The sequence below is a fragment of the Streptomyces milbemycinicus genome, from assembly GCF_002154605.1.
GTDB lineage: Bacteria > Actinomycetota > Actinomycetes > Streptomycetales > Streptomycetaceae > Streptomyces > Streptomyces milbemycinicus.
In genome coordinates this window covers 1-14,643 of record NZ_MUNE01000059.1, presented here as the reverse complement: position 1 = coordinate 14,643, position 14,643 = coordinate 1, and the positions used below count along the sequence as shown (strand labels likewise).

12 protein-coding genes are annotated in these 14,643 nt (G+C 70.0%); 10 read left to right on the top strand and 2 right to left on the bottom strand.

Going from position 1 to position 14,643, the window contains the following annotated elements:
* The first annotated feature begins 122 nt into the window (after positions 1-122).
* From CCN51_RS05450 to CCN51_RS05435, 4 genes are all read left to right on the top strand, one after another.
* On the top strand, positions 123-1,361 hold the full coding sequence (locus tag CCN51_RS05450; RefSeq protein ID WP_014173017.1) for a sugar ABC transporter substrate-binding protein: 1,239 nt from the start codon (positions 123-125) through the stop codon (positions 1,359-1,361).
* A gap of 13 nt (positions 1,362-1,374) precedes the next feature.
* The gene (locus CCN51_RS05445) at positions 1,375-2,355 is read left to right on the top strand and encodes a carbohydrate ABC transporter permease (RefSeq protein WP_014173016.1); all 981 of its coding nucleotides are present in this window, start codon (positions 1,375-1,377) and stop codon (positions 2,353-2,355) included.
* On the top strand, positions 2,352-3,197 hold the full coding sequence (locus CCN51_RS05440; protein ID WP_014173015.1) for a carbohydrate ABC transporter permease: 846 nt from the start codon (positions 2,352-2,354) through the stop codon (positions 3,195-3,197). The genes CCN51_RS05445 and CCN51_RS05440 overlap by 4 nt, the downstream gene beginning before the upstream one ends.
* 68 nt (positions 3,198-3,265) lie before the next feature.
* A complete protein-coding gene (locus CCN51_RS05435) occupies positions 3,266-5,005 on the top strand; it encodes an amylo-alpha-1,6-glucosidase (protein ID WP_014173014.1) in 1,740 nt (579 codons plus the stop codon).
* A 27-nt stretch (positions 5,006-5,032) separates the two neighbouring features.
* Here CCN51_RS05435 and CCN51_RS05430 read toward each other — a convergent pair whose 3' ends face one another.
* Positions 5,033-5,635, bottom strand: coding sequence for a TetR/AcrR family transcriptional regulator (locus CCN51_RS05430; protein WP_014173013.1), 603 nt, complete (start codon positions 5,633-5,635; stop codon positions 5,033-5,035).
* A 120-nt stretch (positions 5,636-5,755) separates the two neighbouring features.
* Between CCN51_RS05430 and CCN51_RS05425 the strand changes: the two genes are divergently transcribed.
* The 4 genes from CCN51_RS05425 to CCN51_RS05410 all read left to right on the top strand — a co-directional run bounded on the left by CCN51_RS05425 (position 5,756) and on the right by CCN51_RS05410 (position 9,561).
* On the top strand, positions 5,756-6,748 hold the full coding sequence (locus tag CCN51_RS05425) for an aldo/keto reductase (RefSeq protein ID WP_043488600.1): 993 nt from the start codon (positions 5,756-5,758) through the stop codon (positions 6,746-6,748).
* A 154-nt stretch (positions 6,749-6,902) separates the two neighbouring features.
* Complete coding sequence (locus CCN51_RS05420) at positions 6,903-7,739, top strand: CPBP family glutamic-type intramembrane protease (protein WP_014173011.1); 837 nt, start codon at positions 6,903-6,905, stop codon at positions 7,737-7,739.
* Positions 7,740-7,762: 23 nt separating this feature from the next.
* Positions 7,763-8,905 (top strand): sensor histidine kinase, encoded by a 1,143-nt coding sequence (locus CCN51_RS05415; protein WP_043485983.1) that lies wholly within the window; start codon positions 7,763-7,765, stop codon positions 8,903-8,905.
* Positions 8,902-9,561 carry a response regulator gene (locus tag CCN51_RS05410; RefSeq protein ID WP_014173009.1) on the top strand — a complete coding sequence of 220 codons (660 nt, stop codon included), beginning with the start codon at positions 8,902-8,904 and terminating at the stop codon, positions 9,559-9,561. Before CCN51_RS05415 ends, CCN51_RS05410 begins: the two co-directional genes overlap by 4 nt.
* A 100-nt stretch (positions 9,562-9,661) precedes the next feature.
* Here the strand turns inward: CCN51_RS05410 and CCN51_RS05405 are convergent, their stop codons facing one another.
* Entirely contained in the window at positions 9,662-11,887 is a 2,226-nt protein-coding gene (locus CCN51_RS05405) for a FlgD immunoglobulin-like domain containing protein (protein WP_238545250.1), read from the bottom strand.
* Positions 11,888-12,408: 521 nt separating this feature from the next.
* Between CCN51_RS05405 and CCN51_RS05400 the strand changes: the two genes are divergently transcribed.
* Entirely contained in the window at positions 12,409-14,043 is a 1,635-nt protein-coding gene (locus CCN51_RS05400) for an ABC-F family ATP-binding cassette domain-containing protein (RefSeq protein WP_014173007.1), read from the top strand.
* An 81-nt stretch (positions 14,044-14,124) separates the two neighbouring features.
* A partial coding sequence (locus CCN51_RS05395) for an ATP-binding cassette domain-containing protein (protein ID WP_143675727.1) occupies positions 14,125-14,643 on the top strand: 519 nt, incomplete at its 3' end.

Genomic DNA, 14,643 nt, shown 5'->3' with positions numbered 1-14,643 from the left:
ACGGTACTTGTCGTCCCTGCCGTAGATCCCGTCGTCTTTCATCTTTCTCCGGCCGTGCCCGGCCGGACACTTCCCGACTGCTCCTTCGGCCTGCCCTTGCCGAAAACACAGAGGAAACGCCCATGAACACAACCTCCGGACGACGGCTCACCGCCGCGGCCCTGACCGTCGTAGCCCTCGCCACCGCCACCACCGCATGCTCGTCCGGCGGCAGCACATCCGCCAAGAGCGACGACGGCACCTACACCGTCTGGGACCCCTACCCGCAGTTCGCCAAGGACTCGGCGTGGGTGAAGCTGCTGGACGGCTGCGGCAGCAAGGCGGGCGTGAAGATCAAGCGGACCGCCTTCGACACGAGCGACCTGACGAACAAGGCGCTTCTGGCGGCCCAGCAGGACAACTCCCCGGACGTGCTCATCGTCGACAACCCCGTGGTGTCGACCCTGGCGGAGGCCGGAGTGCTGACCACCACCGACGACAACAAGGTGGACACCTCGAAGGTCGAGCCCAACCTGCTCGCGGCCGGCCAGTCGGACGGCAAGACCTACGGAACCCCCATCGGCGCCAACACCCTCGCCCTCTACTACAACAAGGACGTCCTCAAGGCCGCGGGCGTCGACATCGCAGCGATCAAGGACTGGCCGTCGCTGACGGCGGCCCTGGACAAGGTCAAGAAGGCGGGCAAGAAGGGCATCACCTTCTCCGCGATCGGCACGGAGGAGGGCAGTTTCCAGTTCCTGCCGTGGTTCTGGGGCTCGGGCGCGAAGCTGACCCGACTCGACTCCCAGCAGGGCGTTTCGGCCCTGTCCCTGTGGACCGGCTGGCTGAAGAAGGGCTACGCCCCCAACTCGGTGATCAATAACACCCAGACCACCAGCTGGCAGGAGTTCGCGAGCGGCGACTACGCCTTCGCCGAGAACGGCACCTGGCAGCTGGCCAACGCCGAGAAGGCCGGTTTCGACTACGGCGTGCTCCCGATACCCGGCGCCTCGGGCGGCAACGCCGCGGCCCCGACCGGCGGCGAGTTCGTCACCGTTCCGGTCCAGGGCGACACCGGCCGCTACGCCACCGCCCAGAAGCTGGTTTCCTGCCTGACCAGCGCCGACAACCTCTACAACACGGACACCACCCTGTCCTATGTGGCCCCCACCAGCGTGGTGCGCGACAAGCAGGTGGCGGCCGATGCCAAGCTCAAGCCCTGGGCCGAGGCGGTCACCTCGGCCAGGGGACGCACCAGCGGCGACCTCGGCACCAAGTACCCCAAGATTTCAGAGCAGTTGTGGAAGGCCGTGCAGTCCGCCCTCAGCGGGGCCAAGTCCCCCCAGGACGCGCTCGCCACGGCCCAGAGCGCGGTCAAGTAGCGGACAGGTGTCAATGAACCGCACGGCACACCTCCCGGACCGCCCGCCCGCGCTCGACCGGAACGGGCCGGCCACCGCCAAGCTCCCGGCCCGCACCGCGCCACGGCGCCGCCCCCGCTCGCAGCAGTGGGCCGCCTGGGCCTTCCTCACCCCGGTCACCCTCTACCTCGTCCTCTTCTACGCCTATCCGCTGTATCGCAACCTCGATCTGAGTCTGCGCCACTACACCGTCCGCTCCTTCGTCCAGGGCGACGCGCCCTTCACCGGCCTGGCCAACTACCGGACCGTCTTCGACGATCCGACCTTCGGCCCGGCGCTCATCCACACCGTGATGTTCACCGCCGTGTGCCTGTTCTTCCAGTACGCCATCGGCCTGGCCCTCGCCGTATTCTTCAACCAGCACTTCCGGCTCTCCGTCACCCTGCGCGCCCTGTTCCTGGTGCCCTGGCTGCTGCCGCTGATCGTGTCGGCCTCCACCTGGTCATGGATGCTGAACAGCGACTCCGGCGTCGTCAACGCCGCCCTGCACATCGTCGGCATCGGCCCGGTGAACTGGCTGACGTCGCCGTCGTGGTCGCTGACCTCGGTGATCATCGCGAACATCTGGATCGGTGTCCCCTTCAACCTGGTCGTGCTCCACAGCGGCCTCCAGTCGATCCCCGCCAGCCTGTACGAGGCGGCCGCCCTCGACGGCGCGGGGGCCTGGCGCCGCTTCTGGCACATCACCTTTCCGCTGCTGCGCCCCGTGTCCGCCATCACCCTGCTGCTGGGCCTGGTCTACACGCTCAAGGTCTTCGACATCATCTGGATCATGACCAAGGGCGGCCCGGCCGACTCGTCCACCACCTTCGCCACCTGGTCCTACCAGCTCGGCTTCGGCAATCTGCTCCCCGCCTTCGGCCCCGGAGCGGCCGTCGGCAACCTCCTCGTCCTCGCCGCCCTGGTCTTCGGCCTGGTGTATCTGAGGGTCCAGCGAAAGCAGTACGCCTCATGAGCACCGCCACCACACCCCGCCGCCACCCGGGCCGTACCACCTGGTGGAAGACGGCCACCGGCCTCGTACTCACCGGGATCATGCTCTTCCCGGTGTACTGGATGCTCAACGCGTCCTTCACCCGCGATCAGGACATGCGCAAGAGCCCGCCCGATCTGTTCCCCGTACACGGCACCCTGGAGGGCTACCGGGCCGTCCTGGACCAGCAACTTCCCTATCTCGGGACCAGCTTGGTGATCGGTGCCGGGACGGTCGTGCTGACCGTGGCGCTCGCCGCTCCGGCCGGCTACGCACTCGCCACACTGCGTCCACGGGGCGGCGGTCTGGTCAGCTTCCTCTTCCTGGTCGCCCAGATGATCCCCGGCATCATCATGGCGATGGGCTTCTACGCCATCTACCTCAGCCTCGGACTGCTCCAGTCGGTGCCCGGCCTGATCGTCGCGGACTCCACGCTGGCCGTCCCGTTCGCGGTGCTGATCTTCACCGCGTTCATGTCCGGGATCCCGCGCGAACTGCTCCAGGCCGCCAAGACCGACGGAGCCGGCCCCTTCCGCACCTTCTGGTCGATCGCGCTGCCCATGAGCCGCAACGCCGTCGTCACCGTGTCGCTGTTCGCGTTCCTGTGGTCCTGGTCCGACTTCGTCTTCGCCGGCACCCTCGTGAACGGCGGCGCACACGAGCCGATCACCCTCGGCATCTACCACTACATCGGCAACAACAACCAGGAGTGGAACGCCATCATGGCCACCGCCGTCGTGGCCTCGTTGCCCGCGGCGGTGATCCTCGTCCTCGCCCAGCGCTATGTCGCCGCCGGGGTGGCCGCCGGAGCCGTGAAGGACTGAATCCCGCCCGGACACCACACCCCCGGCCGACTGCCGGTGACCCCTGCTGCAGAAACGAGTAGCCCTTCATGACCGCCGCCCGGCCCGGCCCGGCCTTCTCCCTCCACGACATCCCGTTCAGCGCGTACGGATCCTGGTTCGGCATCTCCCCGGTGCTGGCGGAGCAAACGCACGCCGAAGACCTCCACCTGGTCTCCCATCAGAACGGCATGCACGCCGTCCTGCGCCTCGTCCCCCTCGACCCCACGACGGGCGGCCGGGCCGATACCCGCGTCACGGCGACACCAAGTCTCCTCAGCTGGCGCAACGATCACGGGCGGATCGACCTCGCGTACGAGTCGCCGGACACCGTGCGTCTGCGGGGGAAGGGCACCGCCCTGCGCGTCAGCGCGGCAGCGCCGACCCTCACGCCCTTCACCGGTACGTACTTCTTCCGCGACCCGGCGGCCGGAGCGTACGTGTTCACCTCGTACGAGACCGGGCGCCGCTACCGGCTCACCGTGCTGTCGGGGGCCGTACGGGACGCCTCCGGCGGCCAGGCCCTGGGCAGCGCCGACCGTGGACTGACGATCACGGCGGACCACGGTCACGGCGGAACCTGGGAGGCCGCCATCGAGGAGTTCGACAGCGGGCGCCGCCCCTACAGCAGCGCCCGTGCGACGTTCGACGAAGTCGTGGCCGCGGCGGAGCGGGCCTTCGCCGACTTCGCCGACACCGTGGCCCCCTGGCGCTCCTCCCGTACCCCCGCCGCCGAACTCGCCGCGTACGTCCTGTGGTCGGCGACGGTCGCCCCGGCCGGCCTCGTCACCCGGCCCGCGGTGCTGATGTCGAAGCACTGGATGGACAAGGTCTGGAGCTGGGACCACTGCTTCAACGCCCTGGCCCTGGCGCCCGGAGCGCCCGCGCTGGCCTGGGACCAGTTCTCGCTGCCGTTCGACCACCAGGACGAGAGCGGGGCGCTGCCCGACTCGGTGACCCACTCGGAAGTGCTCTACAACTTCGTCAAACCACCCATCCACGGCTGGACCCTGGCCCATCTGCGCCGACGGCTCCCCGAACCCCTCGGCCACGCCGAACTCACCGCGACGTACGACAGACTGCGGCGCTGGACGGACTTCTGGCTCACCGCGCGCCGCGCCCCGGGCGCCACTCTGCCCCACTACCAGCACGGCAACGACAGCGGCTGGGACAACGCAACCACCTTCGACCCCGAGCGGGTGGTCGCCACCGCCGACCTGGCCGCGTTCCTGCTGCTGCAACTGCGCGAACTCGCGGCCCTGGCAACGGAACTCGGCCACACCGACGAGGCCCGCGGCTGGACGCGCACCGCGGAGACGATCCAGACAGCCATGCTCGACCAGCTCTGGTCGGGGGAGCGGTTCCTCGCCCGCGGCGCCGACAGCGGCGACACCTGGAGCAGTGCCAGCCTCCTCGACCTCATGCCGATCACCCTGGGCGAACACCTCCCCGAGAACATCGCCAAAACGCTGGCCACCCGGATCGAGGCCCACCTCACCCCGTACGGCCTGGCCACCGAACTGCCCACCTCACCGCACTACCGCCCGGACGGCTACTGGCGCGGCCCGATCTGGGCGCCCGCCACCGTCCTCATCGAGGACGGCCTGCGCCGCAGCGGCCACCAACGCCTCGCCGACGAGATCAGCGCCCGCTTCCGGCTCCTGTGCGAAACCCACGGCTTCGCCGAGAACTTCGACGCCCTCACCGGCACGGGCCTGCGCGACCGCGCCTACACCTGGACCGCCGCCGCCTATCTCCTGCTCGCCGAAGGCCACGCACTCCGGAACTGAAACAGCCGGCGGAGCGCGGGAGCGGTGTCACAGCCGGTCGGGGTGCGGGGTGCCCGCGCCGCGGAGCAGGGTGTCCACGACGAGCGTGGCGAGGGTGGCGGTGTCCTGCTCGTTCCTGTTCTGCGCGGCCTCGTGGATGAGGGCGTAGTAGACGCGGCGGGTCCACGGAATGTCGATGTCGGCGCGCAGGACGCCTGCCTCCTGGGCCCGGCGGAACAACCGCTCGCAGGTGTCCCGTACACCGCTGTGGACACGCGCCACCTCCGGGTTGACCGAGGATGCCTGGCTCATCGCGAATCCCCAGCTGACCTTGACGCCGAGCACGTTCGCGGTCGTCTGGTAGAGAGCGACCAGCGGCGGAGCCGTGTCCGGGTGAGCGGCGTCGACCGCCGCGGCGAACCGCTCGGTGGCCCACCCCGCCAAGGCGTCGATCAGCGCCTCCCGGGTGGCGAAGCGCCGGTGCACGGTGGTGCGGGCGACACCGGCGGCTTCGGCGATCTGCTCCATCGTGGCCGCGGGGTCGCGGCTGAGGGTGCGCTCGGCCGCCTCCAGGATCGCCGTCACCGTCCGCTCGGCGTCCGCGCGCAGCGGTCGGCTGCGGGCGGGGGTCGACTCCCTCTGCGTCTTCATGGGGAAAGCATACGGCAGCGTCACCGTTCGCTGGCTACTTGCATCATCTGTGTTGCAAGTCGTACCTTCGTCGCGTCCTGCTTGACGCGATGAGCGACATCTCCTGAAAGGTTGGAGCACGTGGAGTACACCCGCCTGGGCCGCAGCGGCCTCTCGGTGTCCCGGCTGGTCCTCGGCACCATGAACTTCGGGTCCCGAACGTCCGAAGAGGACAGCGGCGCGGTCATGGACCATGCGCATGAGCACGGCATCAACTTCTTCGACACGGCCAACTCATACGGCGCGCAGCAAGGCGAAGGCCTCACCGAGCAGATCCTCGGCCGGTGGTTCGCCCAGGGCGGCGGTCGGCGCGAGAAGACCGTCCTCGCCACCAAGGTCTACCTGCCGATGGGAGACCGGCCCAACGAACGAGGGCTGTCCGCGCTGCACATCCGGCGCGCGGTCGACGCGTCACTGAAGCGGCTGCAGACCGACTACATCGACCTGTACCAGATGCACCACATCGACCGGGACACGCCGTGGGAAGAGATCTGGGAGGCGTTCAGCGTCCTTCGCCAGCAGGGAAAGGTGCTCTACTTCGGCTCGTCCAATTTCGCCGGGTGGCATATCGCGCTGGCGCAGGAGGCCGCCCGGTCGCGCCACTTCCTCGGGCTGGTCAGCGAGCAGTCGATCTACAACCTCATGAGCCGCTGGGCCGAGCTGGAGGTGCTGCCCGCCGCGCGCCACTACGGGCTGGGTGTGATCCCGTGGTCGCCGCTGCACGGCGGTGTACTCAGCGGTGTGCTGCGCAAACAGCGTGAGGGGCTGACCGGCCGCAGCGGTTCGGGGCTGTGGGCCGCCGCGTTCGCCGAGCAGCGGGAAGCGGTCGAGGCATACGAGAAGTTGTGCGCCGAGCTCGGCGAGGACCCGGCCCACGTCGGCCTGGCGTGGCTGCTCGCGCAGGACGGGGTGACCGGGCCGATCGTCGGGCCGCGGACGGTCGAGCAACTGGACGGCACGCTGCGCGCGCTGGAGATCACGCTCGACCACGACACCCTCGCCAAACTGGACAAGACCTTCCCGCCGCCCGCACCCAACGGGGCGAAGCCCGCGCCCGAGGCGTATGCCTGGTGAGCGGTGGCACACCTGCGGGTTCCCGGTCGCCGGTCTGTCCCCCGTGCGAGCTACGCGCAAGTGTCCACCGTGTGGTGACGATTCCGGGCCGGCCGATCCGTAGCGTTCGGTGCCGCCGCGGCGCTTCGGCCGCGGATCTGGCGAAGGAGTCTTCATGAGGCTGGTTTGGCAACTGGTGGCCGTCGGGGCGGTCGCCTTCCTCGGCGGCCAGGGCATTGCCGCGGTGGAGGGGAACCCGTGGCTCAAGCTGGCCATCGGAGTCCCGACGGCCGTGCTCGCGGTGTTCGTCTACGGGTGGGTGGTGCGGCGGACCGAGCGCCGCCCGTCCACAGAGGTGGCCCGGGAGGGTGCCGGGGCCGCGATCGGCTGGGGGGTGCTGATCGGCTTCGTGATGTCCGGGTTCGTGATCGCGAATATCGCCTTCCTCGGGTACTACACGGTCAACGGCCTGGGCTCGCCGACGGGCGCGGTGGGGCTGTTCGGCTTCATGGCCGCCGCTGCCGTGACGGAGGAACTGATGTACCGCGGCGTCCTGTTCAGGATTGCCGAGGAGCGCATGGGCACATGGATCGCGCTGGCGCTGACCGGGGTGCTGTTCGGGCTGTCGCATCTGCTCAACCCGAACGCCAGCCTGTGGGGCGCCATCGCCATCGCGATCGAGGCCGGTGGCATGCTCGGCGCCGCGTACGCCGCCACCCGCAACCTGTGGGTGCCGATAGGGCTGCACTTCGGTTGGAACTTCGCCATCTCCGCCATCTTCAGCACCGAGGTGTCGGGCAACGGCACCGCGAAGGGACTGCTGGACTCCGCGACATCGGGCCCGGCGCCGATCACCGGTGGCGACTTCGGTCCGGAGGGAAGTCTGTACACGGTGCTGTTCGGTGTGCTGGTGACGATCGTGTTCATGTGGCTGGCCCGCCGGCGCGGCCATCTGATGCCTCGCCGTCGGCGGGCCGTCGAGGTTGCCGCCACCGCTACACTCGCCCGGTGATCAGTTCTCGGCGGATCCCGGAGATGTGGCACCGGTTGGATGTCACGGTCCGGGATCTCCCGCTCGGCCTGCTGATCCTCGCCGCGTCGCTCCTGCCGGCGTCCCAGAACCACGGGACACAGCTCGGCGGCCTTACGGCCCGCCCCTTCGACGCGCTGGCCATCGTGGCAGTCGCCCTCCAATGCCTGCCGCTCGCCCTGCGCCGGCGGTGGCCGGTCGTCTGTCTCTCCCTGGTGTCGCTCGGCTTCGCCGTCGACCAGCTCCGTGGCTACCACTCGCTCGCGGGGACCGCGATGCCCATCGCGCTGCTGACCGCGGGGTCCCATCTGGAGCGGCACCGGCGCGCCACCGTGTTCCTCTTCTCCGCGGCGTACGTGCCACTGGCGGTCGCCCTCTACCAGCTCGGTTCGGGCGAGCCGCCGAGCGAGTTCGTGATGTACTACGTGGCCCTGGCCCTCGCGTGGGGCATCGGGGGGTGGCTGCGCTCGACCCGGGCCGCGGAGGCCGAACGCCGCCGCCGCGTCGCCGAGGACACCCGCACCGCCGAACGCGCCCGTATCGCCCGCGAGCTGCACGACGTAGTGACCCACCATGTGACGGCGATGGTCGTACAGGCCGAGGCGGCCCGCTATCTGACCGCCGCGCCCGATCGCCTCGACCAGGCCCTGACCGCGGTCACCGATGCCGGCCGGCGGGCCACCGCCGATCTGCGGCATCTGCTCGACCTGATCAACCCCGACCACGGCTCCGGACCGGCCAGGACGCCGCCCGTCGGCAGGCTGCTCACGCTCGTGGAGCAGACGCGCCGGGCCGGGCAGCCGGTGGAGTTCACGGAGGAGGGCACGCCCGCGGAGTCGACCGGCAGTGCCGACCTCGTGGCATACCGAGTCGTTCAGGAGGCTCTGACGAACGCCCTCAAGTACGCCCACGGCATCCGTACCTCGGTCCAGGTGCACCACGGCGAGAAAGGCATCACCGTGGAGGTCAGCACAGACGGCTCCGGTTCGCCGGCCGGCTCGAGGACCGGCTCCCTCGGCGGGAGTGGCCGGGGCCTCGCCGGTCTGCGCGAACGGGTCGACGTCCTGGGCGGCGACTTCAGCGCGGGCGCCCGGACGGGCGGCGGCTTCGTCGTCCGGGCCCGGATCCCCGCGGGGAGTCCGTCATGACCGCGCCGATCCGGGTCCTGGTCTGCGATGACCAAGTGCTGGTCCGCACCGGACTGGTGACGATCATCGACGCCCAGCCCGACCTCGAGGTGGTCGGCGAATGCGAAGACGGGCAAGCCGCGGTCGACCTGGCCGGTCGGCTGCGCCCGGAGGTCGTGGTGATGGACGTACGCATGCCGGTGCTCGACGGTATCGAGGCCACCCGCCTGCTGGCCGGCGCCGGGGTGCCGCATCCCGTCAAGGTGCTCGTGGTGACGACGTTCAACCTGGACAAGTACGTGTACGAGGCGTTGCGCGCGGGGGCGAGCGGATTCCTGCTCAAGGAAGCCCCGCCGTCCCAACTGCTGCACGGGATCCGGACCGTGGCCACCGGCGCGGCGCTGCTGGACCCCGAGGTGACGCGCCGGCTCGTGGGCACGTACGTCGCCCGGATCCGGCCCGCCGAGGACACCTCGCGTGATATCCCGCTGACCCCGCGCGAACTGGAGGTCCTTCGCCTCATCGCGGATGGCTTCTCCAACAGTGAGATCGCCGCGGCCCTCCAGATAAGCCCGGAGACCGTGAAAACTTTCGTGTCGCGCATCCTCACCAAACTCGATCTCCGCGACCGCGTCCAGGCGGTTGTCTATGCCTACCGCCAAGGCCTGGTGACCTGACGCGCCACGCGGTCGGCGGAGCGCGGCGCATACCGCGCTCCGCCGACCGGATCATCGGTGATGTGTCGTCAGGTCTTCATGCCGGGTGAGCCGCCCGGCCTCATGAACCGTTGACGGTGAGCGTCCCGGAGACGGTGACGGGGTCTCCCCGACCGTCCGCGGGGGTGGCGGTGAGGGTCCAGGTGTAGGCGCCGTCGGGGGCGGTGGCGCCGTCGGTGGTGGTGCCGTCCCAGGAGGCCTTGACGGTGCTCGCGGTCGAGTCGCCGCTCCAGGTGCGCACCTCGGCGTCGGTGTCCTCGTTGTGCAGCGTCAGCTTCCAGGACGCGGCCGGCTTGGACAGCCACCACTGGGCGTTCCAGGCGGCGGTTTCCTCGCCGCGGTCCCAGGTGGCGGGGACACTGCGGTCCGGGACGGAAAGCGCGGAGACATCGTGCTGGGGCGCGAAGACGTGCACCGTTTCCGCCCGGTCGACATAGGCGAGCTTGCCCGCGCGGCGGTCCACCGTCCAGGTGATGCCTCGGCTGTCGGTGGCGGAGGTGGGCTTCAGCGCGAGGACGGAGCCCAGATCGGTGGTGGTGCCGTCCTCGTTGAGGCCGGTCAGGCTGAGTGCGCCGTCGACGGCGTTGTGGCCGGCGATGAAGCCGTCGCCGAGGAGGACTTCGTCGGCCGGGGCGGGGTAGGTGAGCCCGGAGGCCGGGTCCTGGACACCGGCCTCGCCCTGTTCGGGGCAACTCCAGTACAGAAGCGTGCCGTTGCTCTGCAGCTCCTCGGGTGTGCAGGAGGCGCCGAGCGTCACGGTGTCGGTCTGCTTCCCGGTGCGCAGATCGGTGGCGATCACGGTGCCGGGCCGGTCCGGGGACGGCGTCCAGAGGGTGGTGTAGTCCAGGGCCGCGGCCTGCGGGGCCTGTTCCTTGACGATCCGGTCGCGGACGATGTCGATGACGTACTGCCGCTTGTACGGGCCCTGCGACTCGTAGAGGACGTACTCGGGGGAGACGTCCAGGATGCGGCCGTCCGTGGCGGGCAGCGGGAGCCGGTCGACCGGCTGGTCCGGGTCGTCACCCGTCACCAGTACGTCCTTGCCACCGTTGTCCGGGTCCGCCACCAGCCGGGCCAGGCCCTCGTCGCCGCCGTCGGCGAACCGCCCCGGTGCGGAGTCGCCGTGGACGGGCAGATCGTCCCCGGCGGAGGGGTCCAGCGAGGCGCCGATGTCCTTGCCGTGCAGCCGCTGTGTCTGCTGCAGCGCGTTGACGTAGCGGACGGTTCCCCGGTCCAGGCCGAGCGCCTGGATCGAGCCGTAGGCCACCGTGACCGGCGCCACCACGCGCAGCTGCTGATCGAATACGAGCCCGCTGCCGTCCACCGTGAACCGGTGGATGGCCCGCGTGCCGTCCGCGTCGCGGCCCAGGGCGGTGAGCGTGCTGTTGGACCCCTGCAGACCTTGTTCGATATCGGTGAGCAGAACGCGTGAGGTCTCCGCCCCGTCGATCGGCGTCAGCCGCAGCGGTCCGCGGTCACCCTCGTGCCACAGCACGTTCCGGCCGACCGTGTAGGCGGTGATCTCGCTGTCGGCGGACTGCGGTGTGAGGGCGACGACCCGCGGTGTCGTCGTGCTGCCGTCGCGCGGCAGCACACGCACCCCCTGCTCGTCCTGGCGGCTGAACCATGTCACCGTGTCGCGCGTGAGGCGGAAGCTGCTCGCCTCACCGGTGACCGGCAGCGGGGCGACAGCGCCGGTGATGCCGTTGAGGATGCCGTAGCCGTGGGTGGAGCCGGTGCGGTAGCGGATGAGGAGCGAGGTGCTCTCGCCGCCGAGCACCACCGGCTCGGACTCGGCGGTGGCGTCCGCGGGCAGCTGCACCTGCACGTCGTAGGGCGTGTCCCCGGCGCGGGCCCGCAGCACCCGCAGTTCGTATGTGCCGTCCTCCAGGGTCCGGGTGGCGAGGGCGAACCCGCCGTACACCTGGGGGTGCGCGTAGCCGTCCGGCAGTCGCAGGGTGGACTTGGTGTTCTGGTCGACGTTGAGCAGAGTGATCGTGGTCGCGCCGTCCGCGTCGGTGGTGGCGTAGGCGACCCGGTTGGACTGATCGTGGCTGGAGAAGATCGACTCCCGTGGCACACCGTCCAGCGCCTTCACGGGGACCGTTTGGCGGTTGTAGGTGTTGGTCCACAGGTAGCTCGTGGAGCCCTGCTCCTGGTGCAGCACACCGGTGTCACCGGTGGAGAGCAGCCTCTCGGCCCGATCCGCGTAGGCATCGGGCGACGGGATGACCACCTCGGTGGCGTCGGCCGCGTGGGCGGTGGCCGACGGGAGTGTTACGGCCACGCCCGAGGCGAGCGTGAATGTGGCCGCGACCAGCGCCGCGGAGTGCGCCGAACGTCTGAGACGCGATTGCCGTAGGTTCATTTCCATATCCCCCTCGCTGATCGACCGGCGGCGATCAGCCGCCTCCCGGTCACCCACGGACCTGCCGACCAGGCGAGGCCCACGTCAGGGTAAGGACAACTCCCTTATCGCGGTGGCTTATGGCGGCTCTTGCAGAAGATTGCGCATCGGGTGGACCGGCACCCGGTGATCCGATAATGGATTCGGGCCACCGCGAGCCTGCTGTTAAGCTGGCGTGGACGTATTCGTGTAGCGATGTATTTGTGTTTCGTGTATCGAGGAGCGGTCGACATGGTGGGTGACGACGACATCTGCGGGTGATCCCCGGATGTGAGCGGCCACCGGCTGGTGCGTAGGAGCACCGCTGATGTGGTCTCGCAGTCGTTCCCTTTTTCTGTCTGCCTGTCTGCCCGGGGCAGAGGTCTCTTTCCTCCCCCTCTCACATCGCACGAGGTCACCCCATGTCCGATGCTGCCATCGTCTGCTCGAACGTCTCCTTCACCTGGCCCGACGACACACCCGTCTTCCAGGACCTGTCCGTGACCGTGGGCACCGGCCGTACGGGGCTGGTCGCTCCGAACGGCTCCGGCAAGAGCACCCTGCTCAAGCTGATCGCCGGCGAGCTGCGGCCCGGCGCCGGATCCGTCTCGCTGCAAGGCACCCTCGGCTATCTGCCCCAGAGCCTCCCCCTCACCGGCGAACTCACGGTGGCCGAGGTGCTGGGTGTGGCAGCGGTCATCCGGGCCATCGACGCCGTCGAGTCCGGCGACGTCGACGAGAAACACTTCACGACCATCGGCGACGACTGGGACATCGAGGAACGCACCCGCGCCCAGCTCGACCGCCTGGGCCTGACCGACCTCACCCTGGACCGGCGGCTCGGCACGCTCAGCGGCGGTCAGGTCGTCTCCCTCGGGCTCGCGGCCCAACTGCTCAAGCGGCCCGATGTGCTGCTGCTCGACGAGCCCACCAACAACCTCGACCTCGACGCCCGCCACAAGCTCTATGACGTGCTGGGGGACTTCAACGGCTGCCTGCTGCTCGTCAGCCACGACCGGGCCCTGCTCGACCGCATGGAGCGGATCGCCGAACTCGACAGCGATGAACTGCGTTTCCACGGCGGCAACTTCACCGAGTACGAGGAGGCGGTGCGGGCCGAGCAGGAGGTCGCCGAGAAGAACCTCCGCAGCGCCGAACAGGAGCTCAAGCGGGAGAAGCGGGAGATGCAGCAGGCCCGTGAACGCGCCGAGCGCCGCGCCGGCAACGCCGCCCGCAACCTCAAGAACGCCGGACTGCCGCGTATCTTCGCCGGCAACATGAAGCGCGGAGCCCAGGAGTCCGCGGGGCGGGCGGGGCAGATGCACGCCTCCCGGGTCAGCGAGGCCAAGTCCCGGGTGGACGAGGCGGGGCGTGCGCTGCGCGACGAACAGCGCATCACCTTGGACCTGCCGGACACCGTTGTGCCCGCTGGGCGCACCCTCTTCCTCGGCGAGGCCATGCAGGTCCGCCACGGCGAGCGGCCCGTGTTCACCGGCAAGGGCGTCGATCTGACGATCCGAGGGCCGGAACGCATCGCGCTCACCGGGACCAACGGAGCGGGCAAGAGCACGCTGCTGCGGCTGATCAACGGCGACCCGGCGATGGACAGCGGCGAGATCAAGCGCGCCGACGGGCGGATCGCCTACCTCTCACAGCGGCTGGACGTGCTGGACCGCAGCCGTACGGTCGCGGAGAACTTCGCGGCCTTCGCCCCTCAGCGGCCACAGGCCGAGCGGATGAACCTGCTCGCCCGCTTCCTCTTCCGCGGGGCGCGGGCACATCTGCCGGTCGGGGTCCTCTCCGGCGGCGAACTGCTCCGCGCCACCCTGGCCTGTGTCCTGTGCGCCGAACCGGCCCCCCAACTGCTGCTCCTGGACGAGCCGACGAACAACCTGGACCTGGTGAGCGTGGCGCAGCTGGAGAGCGCCCTCGGCTCCTACCAGGGGGCTTTCGTGGTGGTCAGCCATGACGAGCGGTTCCTCGCGGAGACCGGCGTCGACCGGTGGCTTCGGCTGGCCGACGGCGAGCTCACCGAGACGGGCGCGCCCCAGCGGTAACGGGCCGGCCCGCGCCGACCGGGCCCGCGCCGAGGTGTGCCACCCCGCGGGCCGAGCAACCATCACCTGGGACGGACCACCATGCCCCCATCGCCCCTGCTCGCCCATGACCTCGTCCGCACCCTCGGCAGCAGACGGGTGCTCGACGGCGTCTCCCTCGTCGCCTCCCCCGGCCACCGCATCGGGCTGATCGGGGAGAACGGCGTCGGCAAGTCGACTTTGCTGCGCCTGCTCGCCGGGGTGGACGAACCCGATGCCGGGCGGGTCGAGCGCCCGGCCGACCTGGGCTTCCTCCAGCAGGAGATGCCGTACGACGCCGAGGCCACCATCAACGACGTCATCGACGACGCCCTGCGCGAGGCACGCGAAGACCTCGTCGAGCTGGAACGCCTCTCCGACGAGCTCGCCCGAACACCACAGGACGCCCCCGGCTACGCGGCGTTGCTGGAGGCGTACGGCGGGCGGCTGGAGCGGGCCGAGGAGCGCGGGGCGTGGGACGCCGACCGGCAGGCCGCGCTCGTCCTCGACGGGCTCGGCCTGGGTGCGGTCGCGCACGGCCGTACCCTCGGGTCGCTCTCCGGCGGCCAGCGAGGCCGGCTC